General features: G+C 70.4%; 22 protein-coding genes. 14 read left to right on the forward strand and 8 right to left on the reverse strand.

What is annotated here, in order from left to right:
* From STSP_RS00635 to STSP_RS00665, 7 genes are all read right to left on the reverse strand, one after another.
* Nucleotides 1-627, reverse strand: a 627-nt coding sequence (locus STSP_RS00635; RefSeq protein WP_198547229.1) for a TerD family protein, incomplete at its 3' end; no start/stop codon positions are given.
* A 156-nt stretch (nt 628-783) separates the two neighbouring features.
* Complete coding sequence (locus STSP_RS00640; RefSeq protein ID WP_067270545.1) at nt 784-1,773, reverse strand: zinc-dependent alcohol dehydrogenase family protein; 990 nt, start codon at nt 1,771-1,773, stop codon at nt 784-786.
* Entirely contained in the window at nt 1,770-2,654 is an 885-nt protein-coding gene (locus STSP_RS00645) for a carbohydrate ABC transporter permease (RefSeq protein ID WP_232789471.1), read from the reverse strand. Before STSP_RS00645 ends, STSP_RS00640 begins: the two co-directional genes overlap by 4 nt.
* Nucleotides 2,651-3,589, reverse strand: coding sequence for a carbohydrate ABC transporter permease (locus STSP_RS00650; protein WP_067270548.1), 939 nt, complete (start codon nt 3,587-3,589; stop codon nt 2,651-2,653). The genes STSP_RS00645 and STSP_RS00650 overlap by 4 nt, the downstream gene beginning before the upstream one ends.
* Complete coding sequence (locus STSP_RS00655) at nt 3,586-4,947, reverse strand: ABC transporter substrate-binding protein (protein WP_067270551.1); 1,362 nt, start codon at nt 4,945-4,947, stop codon at nt 3,586-3,588. Before STSP_RS00655 ends, STSP_RS00650 begins: the two co-directional genes overlap by 4 nt.
* Before the next feature lie 153 nt (nt 4,948-5,100).
* Nucleotides 5,101-5,862 carry a DeoR/GlpR family DNA-binding transcription regulator gene (locus STSP_RS00660; RefSeq protein ID WP_198547230.1) on the reverse strand — a complete coding sequence of 254 codons (762 nt, stop codon included), beginning with the start codon at nt 5,860-5,862 and terminating at the stop codon, nt 5,101-5,103.
* A 285-nt stretch (nt 5,863-6,147) separates the two neighbouring features.
* Nucleotides 6,148-6,957: an NAD-dependent epimerase/dehydratase family protein gene (locus STSP_RS00665; protein ID WP_067270555.1), complete on the reverse strand. Its 810-nt coding sequence runs from the start codon at nt 6,955-6,957 to the stop codon at nt 6,148-6,150.
* A gap of 293 nt (nt 6,958-7,250) precedes the next feature.
* Here STSP_RS00665 and STSP_RS00670 point away from each other — a divergent pair, with 293 nt between their 5' ends.
* The 3 genes from STSP_RS00670 to STSP_RS00680 all read left to right on the forward strand — a co-directional run bounded on the left by STSP_RS00670 (nt 7,251) and on the right by STSP_RS00680 (nt 10,193).
* Nucleotides 7,251-8,195: a 5-dehydro-4-deoxyglucarate dehydratase gene (locus STSP_RS00670; RefSeq protein WP_067270558.1), complete on the forward strand. Its 945-nt coding sequence runs from the start codon at nt 7,251-7,253 to the stop codon at nt 8,193-8,195.
* 44 nt (nt 8,196-8,239) lie between these two features.
* Complete coding sequence (locus STSP_RS00675; RefSeq protein WP_067270604.1) at nt 8,240-9,421, forward strand: hypothetical protein; 1,182 nt, start codon at nt 8,240-8,242, stop codon at nt 9,419-9,421.
* Between the two features lie 184 nt (nt 9,422-9,605).
* Nucleotides 9,606-10,193 (forward strand): TIGR03086 family metal-binding protein, encoded by a 588-nt coding sequence (locus tag STSP_RS00680; protein ID WP_067270560.1) that lies wholly within the window; start codon nt 9,606-9,608, stop codon nt 10,191-10,193.
* Between the two features lie 51 nt (nt 10,194-10,244).
* Here the strand turns inward: STSP_RS00680 and STSP_RS00685 are convergent, their stop codons facing one another.
* Entirely contained in the window at nt 10,245-10,550 is a 306-nt protein-coding gene (locus STSP_RS00685; protein WP_067270563.1) for a type II toxin-antitoxin system Phd/YefM family antitoxin, read from the reverse strand.
* A 73-nt stretch (nt 10,551-10,623) separates the two neighbouring features.
* Between STSP_RS00685 and STSP_RS00690 the strand changes: the two genes are divergently transcribed.
* The 11 genes from STSP_RS00690 to STSP_RS00740 all read left to right on the forward strand — a co-directional run bounded on the left by STSP_RS00690 (nt 10,624) and on the right by STSP_RS00740 (nt 23,943).
* Nucleotides 10,624-11,406 (forward strand): MBL fold metallo-hydrolase, encoded by a 783-nt coding sequence (locus STSP_RS00690; RefSeq protein WP_067270566.1) that lies wholly within the window; start codon nt 10,624-10,626, stop codon nt 11,404-11,406.
* A gap of 152 nt (nt 11,407-11,558) precedes the next feature.
* Nucleotides 11,559-12,224, forward strand: a complete 666-nt coding sequence (locus STSP_RS00695) for a GntR family transcriptional regulator (RefSeq protein WP_067270567.1) — start codon at nt 11,559-11,561, stop codon at nt 12,222-12,224.
* Nucleotides 12,221-13,129, forward strand: a complete 909-nt coding sequence (locus STSP_RS00700) for a dihydrodipicolinate synthase family protein (protein WP_067270570.1) — start codon at nt 12,221-12,223, stop codon at nt 13,127-13,129. The genes STSP_RS00695 and STSP_RS00700 overlap by 4 nt, the downstream gene beginning before the upstream one ends.
* 112 nt (nt 13,130-13,241) lie before the next feature.
* Nucleotides 13,242-14,963 (forward strand): L-arabinonate dehydratase, encoded by a 1,722-nt coding sequence (gene araD / locus STSP_RS00705; protein ID WP_067270607.1) that lies wholly within the window; start codon nt 13,242-13,244, stop codon nt 14,961-14,963.
* 164 nt (nt 14,964-15,127) lie between these two features.
* Entirely contained in the window at nt 15,128-16,084 is a 957-nt protein-coding gene (locus tag STSP_RS00710) for a carbohydrate ABC transporter permease (protein WP_067270571.1), read from the forward strand.
* 17 nt (nt 16,085-16,101) lie between these two features.
* Nucleotides 16,102-16,992, forward strand: a complete 891-nt coding sequence (locus STSP_RS00715) for a carbohydrate ABC transporter permease (RefSeq protein ID WP_078066784.1) — start codon at nt 16,102-16,104, stop codon at nt 16,990-16,992.
* 26 nt (nt 16,993-17,018) lie between these two features.
* Complete coding sequence (locus STSP_RS00720; protein WP_067270576.1) at nt 17,019-18,308, forward strand: pectate lyase family protein; 1,290 nt, start codon at nt 17,019-17,021, stop codon at nt 18,306-18,308.
* The gene (locus STSP_RS00725) at nt 18,305-19,492 is read left to right on the forward strand and encodes a Gfo/Idh/MocA family protein (protein ID WP_067270578.1); all 1,188 of its coding nucleotides are present in this window, start codon (nt 18,305-18,307) and stop codon (nt 19,490-19,492) included. The genes STSP_RS00720 and STSP_RS00725 overlap by 4 nt, the downstream gene beginning before the upstream one ends.
* 32 nt (nt 19,493-19,524) lie before the next feature.
* Entirely contained in the window at nt 19,525-20,343 is an 819-nt protein-coding gene (locus tag STSP_RS00730; protein ID WP_107441153.1) for a DUF6807 domain-containing protein, read from the forward strand.
* A complete protein-coding gene (locus STSP_RS00735; protein WP_078066783.1) occupies nt 20,340-21,899 on the forward strand; it encodes a glycoside hydrolase family 43 protein in 1,560 nt (519 codons plus the stop codon). Before STSP_RS00730 ends, STSP_RS00735 begins: the two co-directional genes overlap by 4 nt.
* Nucleotides 21,900-21,936: 37 nt before the next feature.
* On the forward strand, nt 21,937-23,943 hold the full coding sequence (locus tag STSP_RS00740) for a pectinesterase family protein (RefSeq protein WP_067270583.1): 2,007 nt from the start codon (nt 21,937-21,939) through the stop codon (nt 23,941-23,943).
* The last annotated feature ends 38 nt before the right edge of the window (nt 23,944-23,981 follow it).

Raw genomic sequence — 23,981 nt, forward strand, 5'->3', positions numbered from 1 at the left:
CGGCGGGGCCGCGATGCGCGGGTCGACCGGGGGCGCAGGCGGCGTCACCGGCGGCTGCATGGTCGGTGCAGGCGGCGTGGGCGGCGCCTGCACCGGGGCGGCCGGGGCCGGGGCCTGGGCGGGCTCCTCCTCGACCGTCACGCCGAAGTCCGTCGCGATACCGGCAAGACCGTTCGCATACCCCTGGCCCACCGCGCGGGCCTTCCACGCGCCGTTGCGCAGGTAGATCTCGACGATCACCAGCGCCGTCTCCGTGCCGAGCTGCGGCGGGGTGAAGGTGGCGATGACCGAGCCGTCGTCGGCGTTGCGGATGGTGGCGGTGGGCTCGATGCCCTGGAACGTCTGTCCCGCCGCGTCCGGGCTCGCCGTCACGACGATCTTCTCGATGCCCGGGGGCACGGCCGCCGTGTCCACCGTGATCGCATCGGGTGCGGTGCCGCCGCCGGAGCGGTAGGCGACACCGGGGCCTGCGGGCTGGTTGTAGAAGATGAAGTCGTCGTCGGAGCGCACCTTGCCGTCGGCGGTGAGCAGCAGGCCCGATACGTCGAGCCGCACCGGGGCGGTGACGTCGACCGCCACGCGGGGGGCGGTGAGAGGGATGTTCGAGCCGGGGGTCATAGCTGTCATGCCTGGGATAACGAGCGGGTGCGCTTTACCGTTCCCTTACCTGGCTTGTTCTTGGCGCGTTCTTTTCCTCGCCGGACGGGCTGAATTTCAGCCCGTCCGGCGCTTGAGGACGAGCCCGCCAGGGCGATCGGGGGTCTGGGGGCGAAGCCCCCAGAATTACGGCACCACCACGATCTTGCGCCCCACCCCCGAAGCAAACTGGTCCAGTGCCTCCGGGTACTGGACCAGCGGCATCCGGTCGCTGATGAAGACCTCCGGGTCCAGCACGCCGCCGGCGAAGAGCTCTGCCGCCCGTTCGAAGCTGTGCAGTACCGCCATCGAACCGGTGATGGTGATCTCCTGGTTGTAGATCCGGTACGGGTCGATCGTCACACGCGTGGCGTAGTCGGCGACCCCGAACTGAAGGAACGTGCCCGCCTTCGCCACCCGCCCCAGGCCGTCCTGGATCGCGCCCGCGTTCCCCGTCGCGTCGACGACGACGTCCCAGCCCTGCGGCCGGTCCAGCTCGTCGGCGCCGGCGGCGGAACCCGAGACGCCGAGCCGCCGGGCCGTCGCCAGGCGGTCCGCGTTGATGTCGACCACGTCGACGCTCGCTGCGCCCGTCCGCTTGGCGAGCTCCAGCATCATCAGGCCCATCGTCCCGGAGCCGTAGATCAACACATGCGCACCGAGGCGCGACCGCAGCACGTCGTAGCCGCGCACCGCGCACGACAGCGGTTCCACCAGCGCCGCGTCCTGCGTGCGGACGTGCTCGGGCAACTTCACACAGTTCGCCACCGGCGCCACCGCGTACTGCGCCGCGCCGCCCGCCGTGGTGACGCCGATCGCGGCCCACCGCTCGCACAGGTTGTTGTGCCCGTTTCGGCAGTGGCGGCACTCGAAGCAGTACAGGGACGGATCGACCGCCACCCGGTCGCCGACCGACAGTTCGGTGACCGCGCTGCCCAGGCCCACCACCTCGCCCGCGAACTCGTGGCCCGGAATGACCGGCAGGGTAGGTGCGAACTCGCCCTGCAGGATGTGCAGATCGGTACCGCACAGCCCGCAGGCCGCGACCTCCACGACGACCTCGCGCGGCCCGGGCGTCGGGTCCGGCACCTCCGCGACGACTGCCTTGCCGACGGACTCGATGACGGCGGCCTTCATTTGACGGCTCCCAGTGACAGGCCCTGGACCAGCTTGTCCTGGGCGGCGAACCCCGCGGCGAGCACCGGCAGGGAGATGACGAGCGACGCGGCGCACACCTTCGCCAGGAACAGGCCCTGGCTGGTGATGAAGCCGGTGAGGAACACGGGTGCGGTCTCGGCGACGGTGCCGGTCAGCACCCGCGCGAAGAGCAGTTCGTTCCAGCTGAAGATGAAGCAGATCAGGGCGGTCGCGGCGATGCCGGGCGCGGCGATCGGTGCCACCACGCGCGCGAGGACGGTCGGCAGCCGGGCCCCGTCGATCTGCGCCGCCTCGATGATGGCGACCGGCACCTCGGCGAGGAACGACTGCATCATCCACACGGCGATCGGCAGGTTCATCGAGGTGTAGAGGACGACCAGCAGCCAGACGTTGTCGAGCAGGCCCGTGTTCTTCGCGAAGAGGTAGATCGGCAGCAGGCCCGCGACGGCCGGCAGCATCTTCGTCGACAGGAAGAAGAACAGGACGTCGGTCCATTTCTTCACCGGGCGGATCGACAGCGCGTACGCCGCCGGGAGCGCCAGCAGCAGTACGCAGAGGGTCGACACCACGGACGCCGTCGTCGAGTTGATCAGTGCGGGCCAGGGACTCGCGCCGCCGCCGGCGCCGAAGAAGTCGCGGTAGCCGTCCAGGGTGAGTGCGGCGGCGAAGGACGGCGGGTTGGTGGCGGCGTCCTCCTCGGAGTGCAGGGAGGTCAGCGCCATCCAGGCGATCGGCAGGAAGAACACGATGCCTGCCAGCCAGGCGAGCAGACCGAGGGCCGCCCCACGGCCGCGTATGCCGGTGTCGCGGGTGCCGCTGCTGCGTATGCCGCCCTTGCGTACGGCGGTGAGTGTGCTCATGCGCGGGACACCTCCTCACGGAAGAGGGACGAGACGACCCGCAGGGCGAAGGTCGCGATGATGATGGAGCCGATGACGACGAGGACGCCGGCGGCGGAGGCCAGACCGTTCTCGTGCGCGGCGTAGAAGGTCTGGTAGACGGTGTAGGGAAGATTCGCGGTGCCGAGGCCGCCCTGGGTGATCGTGAACACCGCGTCGAAGTTCTGGACGATGTAGATCGAGCCGAGGAGCGCGCCGAGTTCGAGATAGCGGCGCAGGTGCGGCAGCGTCATATAGCGGAAGATCTGCCAGTTCGAGGCGCCGTCCATACGGGCGGCCTCCATGACCTCGTGCGAGCGGCTCTGCAGTCCGGCCAGCAGGATCAGCATCATGAACGGCGTCCACTGCCAGACGAGCGACGCCTCGATCGCCAGCAGCGGAGTGCTGGAGATCCAGTCCGGCTGCGGACCGCCCACCAGGTTCAGCAGGCCGTTGAGGAGTCCGTACTCGGGGTTGTAGAGCACGTGCTTCCACAGCAGCGCGGCGGCCACCGGCACCAGCAGGAACGGCGCGATCAGGAGCGTGCGGACGAGGCCGCGGCCGCGGAACTTCCGGTCGAGGAGCAGGGCGAGGCCCAGGCCGAGCACGAGGCTCGCCAGGACCACCGTGACGGTCAGCACGATGGTCGTCAGCACCGAGTTCCGCAGGTCCGGGTCTGTGAGCACCTCGCCGTAGTTGGCGAGTCCGGCGAACCGGCGGGCGTCCGGATACAGCGCGTTCCAGTCGAAGAGGGAGATCACCAAGGTGGCCACGAAGGGCAGCTGGGTGACCACGATCATGAAGACCAGGGCCGGCAGGAGCGGGGCCCGGGTGGCCCAGGCCCGCAGCCGGCCCGGCGGCTCGGCGGTCCGGGCGCGGCGCGCGGCCGTCACACGAGGAGCGGTGGTTGTCGTCACTTGTACTGCTCCGAGACCTTCTCCGCGAGCTTCTGCGCCTTCGCGAGAGCGGCGTCGACGGACTGCCGCCCCGCGATGGCCGCGCTGATCTCCTGCGAGACCTTGGTGCCCAGGTCGGTGAACTCGGGGATGCCGACGAACTGGATGCCGGGCGCAGGACGCGGCTGCACCCCCGGGTCGTTCGGCCTGGCGGACTCGATGGCCGTGCGCGTCACGTCCGCGAAGGCCGCGGCCTCCTTGCGGTACTCGGGTCGCTCATACGTCGAGGCACGCTTGCCCGCGGGCACGTTGGCCCAGCCGAGCTTCTCGCCCACCAGCTGCTCGTACTCCTTGCTCGACGCCCAGGAGACGAACTTCCATGCGGCGTCCGGGGACTTGGAGGCCTTCTGCACGCCCCACGCCCAGGTGTAGAGCCAGCCGGAGCTCTTGGTCCTGTCGACCGGAGCGGGTACGTAGCCCATCTTTCCCTTGACGGGGGAGCCGGAGGCCTCCAGCGAACCGGTCGCGGCCGTGGAGTCGTACCACATGGCGGTCTTGGACTGCGTGACGTTGTTCAGGCACTCCGCGTACCCGGACTGCGCCGCGCCCGCCTCGCCGTGCTCGCGTACGAGGTCGACATAGAACTTCGTCGCCTTCTTGAACTCGGGGGAGTCCAGGTGTGCCGTCCAGTCCTTGTCGAACCAGGTGCCGCCCATGGTGTTGACCACGGTGGTCAGCGGCGCCAGCATCTCGCCCCAGCCGGGCAGCCCCCGCAGGCAGATGCCCTTCATGTCCTTCTCCTTGGCGTCCACCTGGGCCGCGAGATCCGCCACCTGCTGCCAGGTCGGCTTCTCGGGCATGGTCAGGTGGTGCTTGGCGAAGATGTCCTTTCGGTACATCAGGAAGGACGACTCGCCGTAGAAGGGTTCGCCGTAGAGCTTGCCGTCCGCGCCGGTCAGGGACTGATGCATGGGCTTCAGGATGTCCTTCTGGTCGAACGCCTTGTCCTTGGCGACATACGCGTCGAGAGCGTGCAGCCAGCCGTTCTTGGCGTAGATCGGTATCTCGTAGTTGCTGAGCGTGGCGACGTCGTACTGGCCGGCCTGGTTGGCGAAGTCCTGGCTGATCTTGTCGCGGACGTCGTTCTCCGGCAGCACGGTGAAGTTGACCTTGATGCCGGTCTTCTTGGTGAAGTTCGCGGCCGTGAGCTTCTGGAGCTCCTGCATCTGCGGGTTGTTGACCATCAGTACATCGATGGAGTCGCCGTCGTCGGAACCGCCCCCGCCGGCTCCGGCGCCCGCGCAGCCGGAGAGCAGCAGCGCGCCCGCGGCGGCTGCGGCGATCAGGGAACGTGGGCTTGGTCGGCTCTGGTTGCGCATGTCGGCTCCTGAAGTGCGCATGTCGGCTCCTGGCTGTGCATGTCGGCTGCAGCGTTGTGCAGGGGGACGACTGGACTTATGGCGATATAACGGCTGTCGGTGGGTGTGGCTGACCACGCCCCGGGCGTCCGGGGCGCGCAGGGGTGGTCGACGTCAGACTCGGATGACCTGCGGCCCTTGCAGGGAGTAGCGATGGGCCTCGGATGTGGGCAGTCGGGTGGAGGTGACGATCGCCTCGAGATCGCCGACCGACGCGAAACGGCAGAAGCTCACGGCTCCGAACTTGGTGTGGACCCCGGCGAAGACCGTGCGCCGCGAGGCGCGCATGGCCTGCGCCTTCACCTCGCTCACCGCGGGATCCGGCGTGGTCAGACCGTGTTCGCGGGTGATGCCGTTGGCCCCGATGTACGCCAGGTCGATCACGAATCCGGCGAGCATCCGCGTCGTCCAGTGATCGACGGTCGCGAGTGTCCCGGCGCGCAACCGGCCGCCGAGCAGCAGCACGGTGGTGTTGTCGGCCTCCGCGAGCGCACCCGCGGTCGCCAGTGATGCGGTGACCACGGTCAGCGGCCGGTCGCGGGGCAGCGCCTCGGCGATCAGCTGCGGCGTGAACCCCTCGTCGATGAAGACCGTCTCGGCGTCCCCGAGCAGCTCGGCCGCGGCTGCGGCGATCCGGCGCTTCTCGGGTACGTGCATGGTGGTGCGGAATGCGAGGGTCGTCTCGAATCCGGCGCTCTCCACGGGATAGGCGCCACCGTGCGTGCGGCGCACCAGTCCGTGGTCCTCAAGGACGCGCAGATCGCGGCGGACCGTCTCCCTGGCCACGCCCAGCTCGGCGGCGAGTGTGGCGACGTCGACGGAGCCCGCACGGCGTGCCGCTCGGACTATTGCGCGCTGGCGCTCCTCTGCTGTCATGGTCACCACACCTCCTTGCCGCTTCCCGCAGGCGGTGCCCGTTCGGGCTCCGGAGAACCCGTTCGGGCTCTGTGGGGAAGTTCTACAGCGGCGGAAAGACCGTGACCAGGCTCGTTGCAGAGCTGAAACCGACCGTTTCGTGCCCGTTCGACAGGGGGTGTGCCCGCGGCGGACCAGGCAGGAGGCGTCGGTGCGAGTGGTTTCGGGCGCTTCGCGTGCCCGAATGACAGGGCGGGCGGGCCCGTTTGGTGCCCGCCCGCCCTGTCCGGCGGTCTCCGTGTGGCGTCAGTGCGGCCAGATCGGGGGGTTCGTACAGAAATGGCCGCCCAGGTGGGCGTGGTCCGGGTTGTCCGGGTCGAGGTCGCCGTGCTCGGCGATGAGCTTCTCGGCGTACTGCTCGGAGTCGTCCTGCGGGTCGTAGCCCAGGGCGCGGGCCGTCGAGAGATCCCACCAAAGGCGGGTGTTCGCGGAGGAGCCGTAGACGACGGTGTGCCCGACGTTCTCCGCGGTCAGCGCCGCGTGGAAGAGGCGGGCGCCGTCCGTGGGCGACATCCACAGGGAGAGCATGCGGACGTTCGTCGGCTCCGGGAAGCACGAGCCGATGCGTACCGACACGGTCTCCAGGCCGTGCTTGTCCCAGTAGAACTGGGCGAGGTCCTCGCCGAAGGACTTCGACAGCCCGTAGAAGGTGTCGGGGCGGCGCGGGGTGTCGATGGGGATCAGGGGGTCGTCCCCCTGCGGGCGCGGGGTGAAGCCCACCGCGTGGTTGGAGGAGGCGAAGACGACCCTGCGGACGCCCTCCTCGCGCGCGGCCTCGTAGAGGTTGTACGTGCCCTGGATGTTCGCCTTAAGGATCTTGTCGAAGGACGATTCCAGGGAGATGCCCGCGAGGTGGATGATCGCGTCGACTCCGCGGACGGCCTCGCGCAGCGCGTCCCTGTCTGCGAGGTCGGCGGTGATCGCGTCCGGCTCGCCCTCGATCGGCACCATGTCGAGCAGGCGCAGCTCGTAGCCGTAGGCGGGCAGCAGCCCCCGCATCAGCGTGCCGAGGCCGCCGGCGGCGCCGGTGAGCAGGACGGTGCGGGGAGCGGGCATGCGGGTCTCCTCGGGCAAGGCCGCCCTGGACGGCCTTGTGTATGTACAGAATTCACATCCTTGGAAACGCTATGGATCGGCCAGTGGTGGAGTCAAGTGTCTGCCGCGCTCCGGAGAATTCCTCGGGCGTTCCATGAACGGCGGAAATCCCCTTCCATAGAGGGGTTTTGCCCGCTTGACCGGCCCTTGGAGGCCGCCTTAGCTTAAGCGGGTTCAGGAATATAGACGTTAATCAGAAACGTGCACGCCAGACGTGCACGCCAGCTGGACCAGCGACGCCCAAGGGAGACCCCGTGACGTCAGCCCCACTCGCCGCTCGACTGCGCATCCCCAGCGGGCCGCTGTTCTTCCCCGTCACCGCCTACGGCCGGGACGGCTCCGTCAACCTCGACGCCTACCGCGCCCACGTGCGCCGCGGTGTCGAGGCCGGTGCGGCCGCCGTCTTCGCCTGCTGCGGCACCGGCGAGTTCCACGCGCTCACCCCGGAGGAGTTCCAGGCCTGCGTCGCCGCGGCCGTCGAGGAGGCGGCGGGCCGCGTTCCGGTGGTCGCGGGCGCCGGATACGGCACGGCGCTCGCCGTGCGGTACGCGAAGCTCGCCGAGGACGCCGGGGCCGACGGACTGCTCGCCATGCCCCCGTACCTCGTGATCGCCGGGCAGGACGGGCTCGTACGGCACTACACGCAGCTCGCCGACGCGACCTCGCTCGACGTCATCGTCTACCAGCGGGACAACGCCGTGTTCACGCCGGAGACGGTGGTCGAGCTCGCCCGGCACCCCCGTATCGTCGGCCTCAAGGACGGGGTCGGAGACCTGGACCTGCTGCAGCGCATCGTCAGCGCCGTACGCCAGGAGCCGACCGGCCAGGAGTTCCTGTACTTCAACGGCCTGCCGACCGCCGAACTCACCGGCCTCGCCTACCGCGGCATCGGCGTCACGCTCTACTCCTCGGCCGTCTTCTGCTTCGCGCCCGAGATCGCGCTCGCCTTCCACAAGGCGCTGAACTCCGGCGACGACGCCACCGCGGACCGCCTCATCGACGGCTTCTACCGCCCCCTCGTCGAGCTGCGCAACCAGGGCCGCGGATACGCTGTCTCGCTGGTCAAGGCGGGTGTCAGGCTGCGCGGCCTCGACGTGGGCGAGGTACGGCCGCCGCTGCACGAACCCGCCGAGGACCACGTCAAGCGCCTCGCCGAGCTGATCGAGCGTGGGTACGCCCTGCTGCAGGAGACCGCATGAAGGACCGCCTGGAGGACCGACTGAAGGACCCCGTGAAGGGCCGTCTGAAGGCCTCCGCTTTCGTCTACCCCTGGGACGTCATCGGGGACCCGGACGCCGCCGCCCGCATCGCGGACCTCGGCGTCCAGCAGGTGACCCTCGCGTCCGCCTACCACTCCACGCGCGCGTTGACCCCGCGCCATCCGCGCCACCGCATCGTGACCGCCGAGCACGCCGCCGTGCTGTACCCGCCTTCCCCCGAGCGGTGGGAAGAGCGGACTCTGCGGCCGTACGCCGCCGGGGACTGGGCGCCCGGTGACGCCTTCGGAGAGGCCGCCGAGGCCCTGGCGGCAGCGGGCCTCGACGTGCACACCTGGGTGGTGCTCGCGCACAACTCGCGCCTGGGCGCCGACCACCCGGACACGTCGGTCGTCAACGCCTACGGCGACCGCTACCCCTGGGCGCCCTGCATCGCCCAGCCCGCCACGCGCGCGTACCTGATCGACCTCGCGGCCGAGGCGGCGGTACGGCCCGGCGCCCGCGGCACCGAGCTCGAGTCGCTGGGCTGGTACGGGCTCGCACACCTGCACGCCCACGACAAGATCGCGGGCGTGGGGCTCGGTGACGCGGAGCAGTACCTGATGTCGCTCTGCTTCTGCCCGTCCTGCCGTGACGGCTACACGGAACAGGGCCTCGATCCCGACGAGCTCGCGGCAGCCGTACGAGCCGCCCTGGAACCCGTATGGCGGGGCGCGCCACCGGAGGGAGGCTGGCCGGCGATCGAGAAACTCCTCGGTGCCGACAAGGCGGCCGCCACGCGCGCGTGGCGCGACGGAACGGCCCGGACGCTCCAGGAGGCCGCGGTCTCGGCGGTACGCGCGGCCGCCGCCAGGTCCGGCGCGGACGACTTCCAGGTGCTGCTGCACGCGGACCCCGTCCCGTACCACTGCGGAGCGAACGCGGGCGTCGACCCCGCGCACATCCTGTCCGTGGCCGACGGTGTGGTCGTGCCGTGCACGGGCGGTACGGGTCTGCTGGCGCCCTTCGCCGAACACCGCGGGGAGCGCGGCGTCCTCGCGGCCAACTTCACGATCGTCTCGGGCATGGGCGGCAGTCCGGCCACCCTGGCGTCCGACGCGGCCCGCGCGGCCGACTCGGGCGCGACGGAACTGCGGCTGTACCACGCGGGGCTGGCGTCGGACGCGGACCTGGAGGAGGTGCGGGGGGCACTGGCCGTGCTGGGCTGATGTGCACGGGACCGGTGCACAGCTCCGCTGGACCCCGTCCGCTAAGCGATCAGCGTTCTGGGAATCGGCGAATCGGCGAATCGGCGATGAGTTTTCGGCCCGTGGGCGGTCTGATGAGGTACGGAGGCTCACGGGGGCTCACGGATTGTGAGAGGCGGAGCCCAGGACCAGCGAGGAGGATCCCATGACGTCGCCGATCGTCGACTTCGGACCGCAGACCAGGCTGATGGCGCGGCTCGCCGAGCACGTCACCGAGGAGCAGCTGGGCGCCGCCACGCCCTGCCCGGACTATGCGGTGCACAACCTGCTGGGCCATGTCGTCGGGCTGACCGTGGCCTTCCGGGATGCCGCACGTAAGGACTTCGGCCCGACGACCGACACCGATCCCGGGTCGTTCATGCCCGACGTGGAACCGGACTGGCGAAGCGTCCTGCCGAAGCTGCTCGACGAGCTGGCTGAGGCATGGCGGGACTCGCGGGCGTGGGAGGGCATGACCCGCGCGGGCAGCGTTGACCTGCCGGGTGCCGTGGCAGGAGCCGTCGCCATGGACGAGCTCGTGGTGCACGGCTGGGATCTGGCCCGCGCCACGGGCCAGGACTACGCGCCCGACACCCCCAGCCTGGAAGCCGCGCACAGCTTGCTCGCCCAGGCAGCCGAGGACCCGGACCGCGGCGGCCTGTTCGGCCCGGTCGTCCCCGTCCCGCCCGACGCCCCACTCCTGGACCGCGTCATCGGCCTGAGCGGCCGCGATCCGGGCTGGACGCCGGCCTGACCTCCTCGGACGGCGCGACCCGGCACTCCGCTAACTGGGCGCCGACGGGCATCAACGCCGGCGCTCCCGGTCCCGCTCCTCGACCAAGAGATGGGACAGCTCAGGCAGCTCGGGTGCGAGCTCGAGGGCAAGGTCTGGCATGCCCTGCTCCGCGGGCGGGTGGGCGTCACCGGAATCGAGCATGCGCTGCAGCGCCGCCGGGACCCCGGTCTCGGGCACCGTCCGCGACACAGCCTCGGGCACCAGGCGCAGCAAGGGCTTGCCCTGATCGGTGACCAGGACCGTCAAGCCGGACTCGACCAGGGCCAGGGCCTCGGACGGGTTCTGCTCGAATTCACGCAGACCGACGGTCTTCATGCGACGAACTTCAAGGGACGTACGTCCCGGGAAAGCCATGCGCTGACGAGCGACGCCCGCCTAACCTCCCCCCATGCCTCTGACCCTCACCCCCCTCGGTACCGCCTCGCCCCATCCCCAGCCCGGACGCCCCTGCTCGGGGTATCTGCTGAGCGGTGGCGGGGCCGACGTGTGGGTGGACGCCGGACCGGGGACGTTCGCCGAATTGCAGCGGCACACCGATCCGGCGGGGCTGTCCGGGATCTGGATCTCGCATCTGCACGCGGACCACAGTGCCGATCTGCTGTCGGCTGTGTATGGGCTTGCCTACGGCGGGCTGACGCCCGACGCGCCCATCCCCGTGTACGCGCCGGCTGACTGCGCGCGTCGCCTCGCCGGGTTCTTCGGTAAGGCCGACCCCGCGTTCATGGACGGAGTCTTCGCCTTCGAGGCGCTGTACGACGGTCACGAAGCACGCCTCGGCGGGATGCGGCTGACCAGCCGCGCCGTCGTGCACGACACCGAGGCCTACGGCCTGCGGGCCGAGTGCGACGGGGCCGTGCTCGCGTACTCGGGGGACAGCGGGCCCTGTGAGGCGCTCCGCGGACTCGCCCGCGGTGCCGACCTCCTGCTGTGCGAGGCCGACATCGACCGGCATCGCGAACGTGAACAGCAGCAGGTGCATCTCACGCCGGAAGACGCCGGTGCGCTCGCCCGCTCCGCGGCTGTCCGGGAGCTCGTGATCACGCATGTCGGGCCGACACTCACGCCCGAGTCGGCGACCGAGCGTGCCGCCGCCGTCTTCGGCGGGCCCACAGTGGCGGCCCGCGAAGGGAACGCCCACGTCATCGGGGGCGGGCGCGTCATCCACGCGTAACCCGCAGGCGCGGAACCCGCGTTGCTCTCCCGCCCGTTCAAAAACTTCTCCTGTCCGAAGCGTTGACGAAACACAGGCCCCCTCCTACCTTCAACGCGTCGTACTTCGTACGTCATATATGAGACGCGATACGCGAGATCCGAGAGGCGCGCATGACCTCTGTGCCCACACCGATCCCCTCCCGCACGCAGTTCGTGCTGGAGGGGATCAAACACCGCATCCTCACCGGGCAGTTGACGCCAGGTCAGGCACTGGTCGAGACGGAGCTCGCCGCGCAGTTCGGGGTGTCCAAGACGCCCGTGCGCGAGGCGCTCAAGACGCTGGCCGGCACCGGGCTCGTCGTGATGAACCAGTACAAGGGCGTCACGGTGCGCATGGTGGACGCGGACATGGCGCGCGAGGTCTACGACGTGCGGCTGCTCCTGGAGCCCGAGGCGCTGCGGCGGTCCGTGCACCGCGGTGCCTCGCTGGACGCGGCGCGCGAGGCGCTGACCCGGGCCGACGCCGCCACCGATACCGCCGAACGCTCCCTGGCCAACCGCGAGTTCCACCGCGCCATCTACGTGCCGTGCGGCAATCCGCTGCTCGGCCGCATGCTCGACGAGGTCCGCGACCAGGCGGCGCTGGTCTCCGCGGTCGCCTGGGCCGCCGACCCGTCCTGGGAGCGGGAGGCCGCCGAGCACCGGGAGATCCTGCGGCTCGCCCTCGAGGGCGACGCGGACGGCGCGGCCGGCGCCCTCCACGCGCACATCGCGTCGTTCGTGCAACGGGCCTTCCCCGAGTCCGGGGACGCCAAGGGAGTGGGTGAGCAGGCATGACGGCGACGTTCGAGCCCGAGCGGGCGGCGCTCGCCGACGTCGTGGCGATCCCGGTGACGCCGTTCGCCGAGGACGGCACCATCGACCAGGACGCGTACCGCACCCTGCTGCGCCGGCTCCTCGACGGCGGCGTGCGGATCCTCACGCCGAACGGCAACACCGGCGAGTTCTACGCCCTCACACCAGAAGAGCGGCGCATCGTCACCGAGTTGACGATCGACGAGGCGGGCGACCGGGCCGCGATCCTGGTCGGCGTGGGCCACGACGTGCCGACCGCCGTCGCCGCCGCCCGCCACGCCCGCGAGGCCGGGGCACAGATGGTGATGGTCCATCAGCCCGTGCACCCGTACGTCTCCGACGGCGGCTGGGTCGACTACCACCGGGCGATCGCCGAGGCCGTCCCCGAGCTGGGCGTCGTCCCCTACATCCGCAACGCGGCGCTGAGCGGCGAGCGTCTCGCCGAGCTGGGCGAGGCCTGCCCCAACGTCATCGGCGTGAAGTACGCGGTGCCGGACGCCGCCCGGTTCGCGGGCTTCGCGCGCGACGCCGGCCTGGACCGCTTCGTGTGGATCGCGGGCCTCGCCGAGCCGTACGCGCCCTCGTACTTCTCCGCGGGCGCCACCGGCTTCACCTCCGGGCTCGTGAACGTCGCGCCCGCCGTCTCCATGAACATGATCGAAGCGCTTCGATCCGGCGACTACCCGGCCGCGATGAAGGTCTGGGAGCAGATCCGGCGCTTCGAGGAGCTGCGTGCCGCGCACCGCTCCGCCAACAACGTCACCGTCGTCAAGGAGGCCCTCGCCTCGCTCGGCCTGTGCCGCCGGGACGTACGCGCCCCGAGCAAGGTGCTGCCCGAGGCCGAGCGCGCTGAGGTCGCCGCGATCGCCGCGGGGTGGTCGATATGAGAGCCGGGGAGAGGTGGTCGATGTGACCGGGGAGAACACGGTACGCGGTGACGACACGGTACGCGGCGACGACACGGTACGCGGCGACGGCGCGACGCCCGCCGGGAAGACGGTGCGCCGACCCGAGCAGCTCCGCAGCCACCAGTGGTACGGCACCGGCGGACTGCGCAGCTTCAGCCACCGCGCCCGCACCCGGCAGCTCGGCTATCTGCCCGAGGAGCACCTGGGCAAGCCCGTCATCGCGATCCTCAACAGCTGGTCCGACATCAACCCCTGCCATGTCCACCTGCGGGACCGCGCGCAGGCGGTGAAGCGGGGCGTGTGGCAGGCCGGAGGGTTCCCGCTCGAGTTCCCGGTCTCCACGCTGTCCGAGACCTTCCAGAAGCCCACCCCCATGCTCTACCGCAACATGCTCGCGATGGAGACCGAGGAGCTGCTGCGGTCCTATCCCGTCGACGGCGCGGTGCTGATGGGCGGCTGCGACAAGTCGACGCCCGCGCTGCTGATGGGTGCGGCGAGCGTCGATCTGCCGGTCGTGTTCGTCCCCGCGGGGCCCATGCTGCCGGGCCACTGGCGCAACGAGGTCCTCGGCTCCGGCACCGACATGTGGAAGTACTGGGACGACAAGCGCGCCGGGCTCATCGGGGACTGCGAGATGAGCGAGCTGGAGAGCGGACTCGCTCGTTCGCCAGGACACTGCATGACCATGGGCACCGCGTCCACGCTGACCGCAGCGGCGGAGACGCTGGGCGTGACGATGCCCGGCGCGTCGTCGATCCCCGCCGTCGACTCCGGGCACGACCGGATGGCGGCCGCGGCCGGACTGCGGATCGTCGAACTCGTCCGTCAGGACCGGAAGTTGTCCGACCTGCTCACCCGCGAGGCCTTCGAGGACGCCGTGACGACCGTCCTGGGCCTCGGCGGCTCCACCAACGCCGTCATCCACCTGATCGCGATGGCCGGGCGGGCCGGGGTGCGGCTCACGCTCGACGACTTCGACCGAATCGCCCGTACGGTCCCGGTGCTGGCCAACATCCGCCCCGGCGGCGGCCCGTACCTGATGGAGGACTTCCACTTCGCGGGTGGCCTGCCGGGATTCCTCTCCCGGATCACGGACCTGCTCCACCTGGACCGGCCCACGGTCGCGCACGACAGCATGCGCGAGCAGCTCGCCGGGGCCCTCGTACACAACGACGACGTGATCCGCACCCGGGGCAACCCGGTCGCGGAGGAGGGCGGAGTCGCCGTGCTGCGCGGCAACCTCTGCCCCGACGGCGCCGTCATCAAGCACATCGCCGCCGAGCCGCACCTGCTCAAGCACACCGGCCCGGCCGTCGTCTTCGACGACTACAAGACCATGCAGCGCACCATCAACGACCCGGCCCTCGGCATCACACCGGACCATGTGCTGGTGTTGCGCAATGCCGGGCCCAAGGGCGGTCCGGGCATGCCCGAGTACGGGATGCTGCCCATCCCCGACCACCTGCTGAAGCAGGGCGTGCGGGACATGGTGCGGATCTCCGACGCCCGGATGAGCGGCACGTCGTACGGGACGTGCGTGCTGCACATCGCGCCCGAGTCGTACGTCGGCGGCCCGCTCGCCCTCGTGAGGACCGGGGATCCGATCAGCCTGGACGTCGAGGCGCGCACCCTCCAACTCGGTGTGTCCGACGAGGAGCTGGAGCGGCGCCGGGCCGAGTGGACGCCGCCGCCCGAGCGGTACGAGCGCGGCTACGGCGCGCTCTACAACGAGCAGATCACCCAGGCCGACACCGGCTGCGACTTCGCCTTCCTGGCCAGACCGGGGAAGGTGCCGGACCCCTACGCGGGGTGACCGAGCCGCCGTCGCCGTGGCCTGAGGCCACCCCGACCCGACGCCACCGTCACCTGCCCCCCAGACCCGATCAGCCGGTATCCCGAAAGCCGTCCGGCAAGCACCTTGACCATCGAGAAAGCGCTTTCCCCGCCGAACCAGAACCCCCAGAACGGAGCGCAGTCATGGCCCAAGCCGCAGCCGTGGCGAAACGACCACCCGGGGTGCCCGGCCCGTCCCGGGTGCCCCGACGGCGCCGCACGGGCGCGACTCCGCGCCGGCTCCCGTATCTGCTGATCGCGCCGGCTGCCCTGCTGATGCTGGGCTTCATCGCCTACCCCGTGCTCAGCGTCTTCTACTACAGCCTGCAGCACTACAACCCCACCAAGCCGTGGCGGAACGGCTTCGCGGGCTTCGAGAACTTCGTCAAGGCCTTCACCGAGGACCCGCAGTTCTGGTCGACGCTCGGCTTCAGCCTCCAGTGGGTGGCCGTCGAGGTCACCCTGCAGCTGCTGCTCGGCCTCGGGCTCGCGCTGATCGTCAACCAGACCTTCGTCGGCCGCGCGCTGTCCCGCGCGATGGTCTTCTCGCCCTGGGCCGTCTCCGGCGTCCTCACCTCGACGATCTGGCTGCTGATCTACAACTCCCAGACGGGCATCACGCGTTACCTCGCCGACGTGGGGATCGGCTCGTACGGAACGTCCTGGCTGTCCGACACCAGCACCGTCTTCCCGGCGGTCGTCACCGCCGAACTCTGGCGCGGTGTGCCGTTCTTCGCGATCCTCATCCTCGCCGACCTGCAGTCCGTGTCGAAGGACCTGTACGAGGCGGCCGAGGTGGACGGCGCCAGCCGCATCCGGCAGTTCTTCCACATCACGCTGCCGCACCTGAAGGACGCGATCATCCTGTCCACGCTGCTGCGCGCGGTCTGGGAGTTCAACAACGTCGACCTGCTCTACACCCTCACCGGCGGCGGCCCCGCGGGTGAGACGACGACGCTGCCGCTGCGTATCGCATCGATCGCCGTCGACTCGCACGACTTCGGCTACGCCTCCGCGCTGACCTCCATCGCGTTCGTGATCCTCCTCTTCTGCTCGATGGTCTATCTGCGGCTGAGCAAGTTCGGAGGCGACGACAAGTGATCACCAAGGACGCCGACATGGTGGAAACCACCGCACCTCCCGCACCTGCCGCGCCCCCCGCCATGAGCGGCCCCGCGCCCAGGCGCCGCAAGCGCGCCTGGGACGAGCCCCCGCGCTGGCAGATCTACGTCCCGCTCGGGCTCTACCTGCTCTTCACCCTCATCCCCTTCTATTGGATGCTGCTCTTCGCGATCCGGCCCGCGGGCTCCACCTCGCTCCTGCCGTGGCCGGTCACCTTCGAGCACTTCGAGAAGGTGTGGACCGAGCGCAGCTTCGGGGTGTTCTTCCAGAACAGCCTCCTCGTGGGCGTCGCCTCCATGCTGATGACCACGGTGGTCGCGCTCGCCGGCGGCTACGCCCTGGCCCGCTTCGACTTCCGCATCAAGCGCGGCTTCATGCTGGCTCTGCTGTGCTCGCAGTTCATCCCGGGCGCGCTGATGCTGGTGCCGCTCTTCCAGATCTTCGCCAACCTGCGGATGATCAACTCGCTGGGCAGCGTCATCATCGCCGAGACCGTCTTCCAGCTGCCGCTGTCGATGATCCTGATCAGCGGATTCATCAGGAACGTGCCGTACTCCCTGGAGGAGGCCGCCTGGGTCGACGGCTGCAGTCGCTTCCGCGGCTTCTGCGCCATCGTCCTGCCGATGCTCCGGCCCGGTCTGATCGCCGTCGGCTCCTTCGCCTTCGTGCACAGCTGGAACCACTTCCTGTTCGCCCTGATGTTCCTCAGCAACCAGGAGAAGCAGACGATCCCGGTCGGTCTCGCCACGCTGATGAGCGCTGACAGCGTCGACCTGGGCGCACTGGCCGCGGGCGGTGTCGTCGCCGCCGTGCCCGTCGTGATCGTCTTCGCGTTCATCCAGAAGTGGCTGGTCACCGGGTTCAGCGCCGGGGCGGTGAAGGGATGAGACTCTTGCCGGTTTCACGCACGAGAATGCTTCACGTCGCTCTCGGAATCGCCCTGTTGGCGGCGATCGGTGCTCCCGCGTCGGCGGACGACACCCGCGACATCAGCCGCGAGACCCTGGCCGCCGACGACGGCTGGGCCGCCGCCGAGGGAGGCACCACCGGGGGCGCCGCGGCCGACGACGCGCACGTCTTCACCGTACGCAACCGGGCCGAGCTCGTCCGCGCGCTCGACGGCGGCAGCGCCACGCCGAAGATCATCCGGATCGCGGGCACCATCGACGCGAACACGGACGACGAAGGGCGCCGCCTTGACTGCGCCGACTACGCCACCGACGGCTACAGCCTGAAGAAGTACCTGGCCGCCTACGACCCGCGCACCTGGGGATCGGCCAAGCCGTCCGGGCCGCAGGAAGAAGCCCGTCAGGCGTCGGCCGCCCGGCAGGCGGAGCGCGTCGAGATCGCGGTCGGCGCCAACACCACCATCGTCGGACTCGGCGACAGCGCGGTGCTTGAGGGCGCGAGCCTGCAGATCAAGGACGCCGGCAACGTCATCATCCGCAATGTGGAGCTGCGGGACGCCTACGACTGCTTCCCCGTGTGGCAGCCCAACACCGGCGGCCTCGGTGACTGGAAGTCGGCGTACGACAACCTCTGGCTGCGCGGCGCCCGCCAGGTGTGGATCGACCACGTCACCGCGTCCGACGGGGACCACCCGGACGCCGAGGAGCCCACCTACTTCGGCCGCAACTACCTGCACCACGACGGCCTGCTGGACATCACCAACGCATCCGACCTGGTCACCGTCTCCTGGAGCCGGTTCGCCGACCACGACAAGGCGATGCTCGTCGGCAACAGCGACAGCGCGACCGGTGACCGCGGCAAGCTGCGTATCACGCTGCACCACAACGAGTTCGAGTCAGTCGTGCAGCGCGCCCCGCGCGTCCGCTTCGGCCAGGTGCACCTCTACAACAACCGCTACGTCGTCCCGGACGACGCCCACGACTACCGGTACTCCTGGGGCGTCGGCACCGAGTCGGCGATCTACGCCGAGAACAACGCCTTCACCACGCCCGGCCATGTCGAGGCCGCCGACCTGGTGAAGAGCTGGAACGGCAGCGCCCTGCACCAGACCGGCTCGCTGTTCAACGGCTTCCTGGTCGATCTGCTCGCCATCAACAACGCCTACAACTCCGGCAGTGAACGGGACCTCACTGCCGACGTCGGCTGGACCCCGCCGCTGGGCGCCCCCATCGACAGCGCGGTGAAGGCGGACCACGACGTCGCACGCGGCGCCGGAGCCGGGAGGATCCGATGACCGATCCGATGAGCACCGCACCCGCACCGGTACCAGAACCGGTTCGCGTCGTTCTCGCGGGCGCCCGCGGCCACGGCCGCTGGCACCTGGAGAACATCCGCCGCCTCCAGACGAAGGGCCTCGTCCGGCTCGCCGGAGTCTGCGAGTTGACGCCGCTCACCGCGGAGGAGCTCGACGGTTTCGGCGCGGTGGAGCAGTCCCCGGACTTCGCCGCCCTCCTCGAATCCACGGGCGCCGCCGCAGCCGTGATCTGCACCCCCATCCCCACCCACGCAGACCTGGCGCTCACCGCCGCAGAACGCGGAGTGCACCTGCTCCTCGAGAAGCCACCCGCACCCTCGTACGCCGAGTTCCGGCGGATCGCCGACGGCGTGGCCGCGGCCGGCGTCGCCTGCCAGATCGGCTTCCAGTCGCTCGGCTCGCACGCGATCGCGGCCATCCGCGAACTCGTCGCCGAGGGAGCGATCGGCGAGCCGATGGGCATCGGCGCGGGCGGCGCCTGGGCGCGCGACGAGGCGTACTACCGGCGCGCCCCCTGGGCCGGACGCCGTCGCCTCGACGGCGTGGACGTGATCGACGGGGCGCTCACCAACCCGCTCGCGCACGCCGTCGCCACGGCCCTCGCGCTCGACGGCGGCACCCGCGCCGACGACGTGGCCTCGGTGGAGACGGAGCTGTTCCGCGCCAACGCCATCGAGTCCGACGACACCTCGTGCGTCCGCATCACCACCACCCGCGGCAGCACCGTCGCAGTCGCCGCGACGCTGTGCGCCGAGCGGCCTGACGAGCCGTACGTCCTCGTGCACGGCACCAGCGGCCGCATCACCTTCTGGTACAAGCAGGACCGCGTGCTCATCCAGCGGGCAGGGCACGGCCCCAGCGAGGTCCTGTACGACAGGACGGACCTGCTCGAGAACCTCGTCGACCACCTGGCCGGACGCGCGGACCTGCTGGTCACCCCCGAGTCGACGGGCGCCTTCATGCGCGTCGTCGAGGCGATCCGGCTGGCACCCGATCCGGTGGCGCTGCCGCCCGGGGCGTGGCGCAGGGAGCCGGGCGACAGCGCGCCCCGCCGGGTCGTGCCCGGGGTCGACGGGCTCGTCGCGGCCGCCGCCGACACCCTCTCCCTCTACTCGGAGCTGGGCGCCTCCTGGGCGCTGTCCGAGGAGGTGACCGCATCGTGAACACATCCCTGACGGCCACATCGGTCGTGCTGATGTGCGCCGGCCGGCCCGTCGGCCGCTACGTCGTCCGGCCCGAACTGGACGCGCGGCTTTCCCCCCGCCCGTATCTGCATCCCGTCACCACGCTGGGCGGCACAGCCGTCACCGAGCTAAGCCCGGCGGACCACAGGCACCACCTCGGCGTCGGTGTCGCCGTTCCCGACGTCGAGGGGTACAACTTCTGGGGCGGCCGGACCTTCGTCCGCGACCGGGGTCCCACCGAGCTCGACAACCACGGCGCCCAGCGCCACCAGGCGTTCCAGCTCAGCGACCCCGACGGGTTCGTGGAGGAGCTCCGCTGGGTCGCGGGCGGATGCGAGCTGCTGCGCGAGCGGCGCACGGTGGCCGCCACCGCACTGACCGACACGGCGTGGGCACTGGACTTCACCTTCTCGCTCACCAATACGACCGAGCGGGCCCTGTCGATCGGCAGCCCCGCCACCAACGGGCGGCCCGGCGCGGCGTACGGCGGCTTCTTCTGGCGGGCGCGCAAGGAGGCCGTCGCAGCCCAGGTGTTCACGGCGTACGCCGAGGGGGAGCGGGCGGTGCACGGCAGCCGCGCCCCCTGGCTGGCGCTCGCCGGCCGGGAGTGGACGCTGGTCTTCGCCGGGGCCACCGAGGAGACCCGCAGCGACCCGTGGTTCGTGCGCACCGCCGAGTACCCCGGCGTCGGCTCGTCGCTCGCCCATGACGCGCGGCTGCCCGTCGCACCGGGAGGCACCGTCGTACGCCGTGTCGTCACCGTCGTCGCCGACGGCCGTCTCGACCGGGACCAGGCGGCCGCCCTCGTCCGGAAGGCGGTGGGCGCATGAGTTCCCCGAGCCCGATGCCCTGGACGGCCGACCTCGGCGACGGCACCTACCGCAACCCGGTCCTCAACGCCGACTGGTCCGACCCCGACGTGGTGCGCGTCGGCGACGACTTCTACCTCACCGCGTCCAGCTTCGGCCGCGCCCCCGGACTGCCGCTGCTGCACTCCCGCGATCTGGTCAACTGGACGCTGATCGGGCACGCCCTGGACCGCCTCGAACCCGCCGCGGCGTTCGCCGTCCCCCGCCACGACTGCGGGGTGTGGGCGCCGTCGATCCGCCATCACGACGACCGGTTCTGGATCTTCTGGGGCGACCCCGACCACGGCATCTACCAGGTCAACGCCCCGGAGATCCACGGCCCCTGGACGCGCCCGCACCTCGTCAAGCCCGGCAAGGGCCTCATCGACGCCTGCCCGCTGTGGGACGACGAGACCGGCGAGGCGTATCTCGTGCACGGCTGGGCCAGGTCCCGCTCCGGGATCAAGAACCGGCTCACCGGGCACCGGATGCGGCCCGACGCCACCGGGCTGCTCGACGAGGGCAAGGTGATCGTCGACGGCGACACGATCCCCGGCTGGTTCACCCTCGAAGGGCCCAAGCTCTACCGGCACGACGGCTGGTTCTGGATCCTCGCCCCGGCCGGGGGAGTGGAGACCGGCTGGCAGGGGGCGCTGCGCGCACGGGACTTCTTCGGCCCGTACGAGGAGCGCGTCGTCCTCGCCCAGGGGCGCACCGCGATCAACGGCCCTCACCAGGGCGGATGGGTGCGCACGGCGTCCGGCGATGACTGGTTCCTGCACTTCCAGCAGCGGGGTGCGTACGGGAGGGTCGTCCACCTGCAGCCCATGCGCTGGGGAGCGGACGGCTGGCCGGTGCTCGGCGACGACGGCGAACCCGTCCTCGTCCACCGCAAACCGGACCTGCCCGGGCATCCCGTGGCGGCCCCGGCCACCGACGACGACTTCCCCGGCGGGCGGTTCGGACCTCAGTGGCAGTGGACCGCCAACCCCCGGGACGGCTGGACGAGTCCGCATTCCGGTGACGGGCTGCGGCTGATCTGCGTACGCACCGGGCGTCCCCTGCGCGGCGGGGACGGACACGACCTCCGCCGGCTGCCGCACGTGCTGACCCAGCGGCTGCCCGCGACCGCCTTCACCGCGGAGGTCGAGCTGCGCCTGGACAGCGAGGAACCGGGCGCCAGGGCAGGGCTGGCCGTGCTCGGCGACGCGTACAGCTGGATCGGGCTCGAGCGTGGCGGTGACGGGGCGGTGCGGCTGGTGCACCGGTTCGCCGAGCAGACCGCCGACGGGGACCGGGACGCCGCGCATCCGAGGCCGGCGCCGCTCGGCACGGCCCGGTTGCGGATCGAGGTCACGGAGGGCGCCCGCTGCCGCTTCCACGCGGACACGGGCGACGGATTCCAGTCCTCCGGTCAGGTCTTCGCCGCCACCCCGTGGCGTTGGGTCGGCGCGCTGCTCGGCCTGTTCGCCACCGCCCCGCCCGGCAAGGGACACGCCGGGACGGCCACGTTCACGCGGTTCCGCGCCACGAGCTGAGCCGTTTCATCCGCACCTACGTTTGTTGGGAGCCGCAATGACGCACCTCCGTAGCAAGCGCTTGTCGAGCAGATGCAGAGCCCTGGCCGCCGTCACCGCACTGGTGACGTCCCTCGGCCTCGGGGCGATCGCCCCGGCCGGGGCGGCCGCCGACCCGACGACCTCCGGCCCGGTGACACCGCAGGCCCCCAAGTGGTCCGACCAGCCGCACGGCTTCGCCTCGCTCGACGGCGGAACCACAGGTGGCGCGGGCGGCAAGGTCGTCACCGTCACGGACCAGGCCTCACTCGTCAAGTACGCGGGTGCCGAGGAGCCGTACATCATCCGCGTCGCGGGATCGATCGACGTCGAGCCGTTCGGCTCGGACATCGTCGTGACCTCGAACAAGACCATCGTCGGTGTCGGCACGAGCGGCGAGATCGTCCACGGCGAGCTGCACCTCAACCCCGGCACGAGCAACGTCATCATCCGCAACCTCACCATCCGCGACTCGTACGTCGAGGGTGACTGGGACGGCAAGACGACGGACTTCGACGCGATCCAGATGGACACCGTCGACCACGTGTGGATCGACCACAACCGGTTCACGCACATGGGCGACGGGCTGCTCGACGTCCGCAAGGACAGCCAGTACATCACCGTCTCCAACAACCGCTTCGACAACCACAACAAGGCGTTCGGCATCGGCTGGACCGACAACGTCAAGACGCAGATCACCATCGACCACAACTGGTTCAGCGGCACCAAGCAGCGCAACCCCTCCGCCGACAACTGCGCATACGCGCACCTCTACAACAACTACCTCTCGGCACAGGTGGCGGACGGCGACCCGGTCTGGTCGTACGGCAACTGGTCGCGCGGCCGCACCAAGATGGTGATCGAGAACAGCTACTACGAGGACGTCCAGCACCCCTACCAAGCCGATGCCACCGCCGAACTGGTGCAGCGTGGCTCCATCCTGAAGAACACGACCGGCCGGCACGACGAGTGGGGCACTGCCTTCGACCCCCGCGACTTCTACGACTACCGGCTGGACCCGGCCGAGGCGGTCCCGGCGCTGGTGAAGAAGTTCTCGGGCCCGCAGGAGACCCTCGGAACGAACACGGTGCTGAACGTACCGGCGGACTACCCCACGGTGCAGTCCGCCGTGGACGCGGTGCCGAGCGGCAACGACGGCGACGTGACGGTGCGGATCGCGCCCGGCACCTACCGGGAGCACGTCAAGGTTCCGGCCGGCAAGCCGTACGTCACTTTCCGCGGCACGGGGGATGACCGCAAGGACACGGTCATCGTGTACGACACTCCCGCCGGTGAGGTGAAGCCCGACGGCAGCACTCAAGGGTCCTGGGGCAGCGCCACCGTCGTCGTGCAGGCCAACGACTTCACCGCCCGCAACCTCACCTTCAGCAACGACTACGACGAGGCCGCGCACGGCCAGTCGCAGGCCCTGGCCATGAAGACCACCGGTGACCGGATCGTCTTCAGGAACACCGCCTTCCTGGGCAACCAGGACACGCTGATGACGGACACCCCGAAGCTGGAGACCGTCAGCCGCGTCTACATCAGCGACTCGTACATCGAAGGCGACGTCGACTTCATCTACGGGCGGGCCACGACCGTGATCGAGGGGTCCGTCATCAAGGCGCTGAGCCGCGGCTCCACCACCAACAACGGCTACATCACGGCCGCCTCCACCTGGAAGGACAACCCGTACGGCTTCCTGATCACCAGGTCGAGGATCGTGAGCGACGCGCCCGCCGAGTCCTTCCACCTGGGCCGGCCCTGGCACCCGGGCGGCAACCCCGACGCGATCGCCCAGGTGCTGATCCGCGACACCGAGCTGCCCGCCGCGATCAAGTCCTCGCCGTGGACGGACATGAGCGGCTTCTCGTGGAAGGACGCGCGCTTCGCCGAGTACCGCAACCACGGGCCCGGCGCCGCCGTCACCGCTGACCGGCCGCAGATGAGCGACGCCGACGCGCCCCGGTACACGGTCGCGGACTACCTCGCCGGTACGGACGACTGGGCCCCGTACCGCCACTGACCCCCCCATGCACCACCTGAACAGGCACCACGCCGTAT

This window comes from Streptomyces jeddahensis, assembly GCF_001642995.1.
Classification (GTDB): Bacteria; Actinomycetota; Actinomycetes; order Streptomycetales; family Streptomycetaceae; genus Streptomyces; species Streptomyces jeddahensis.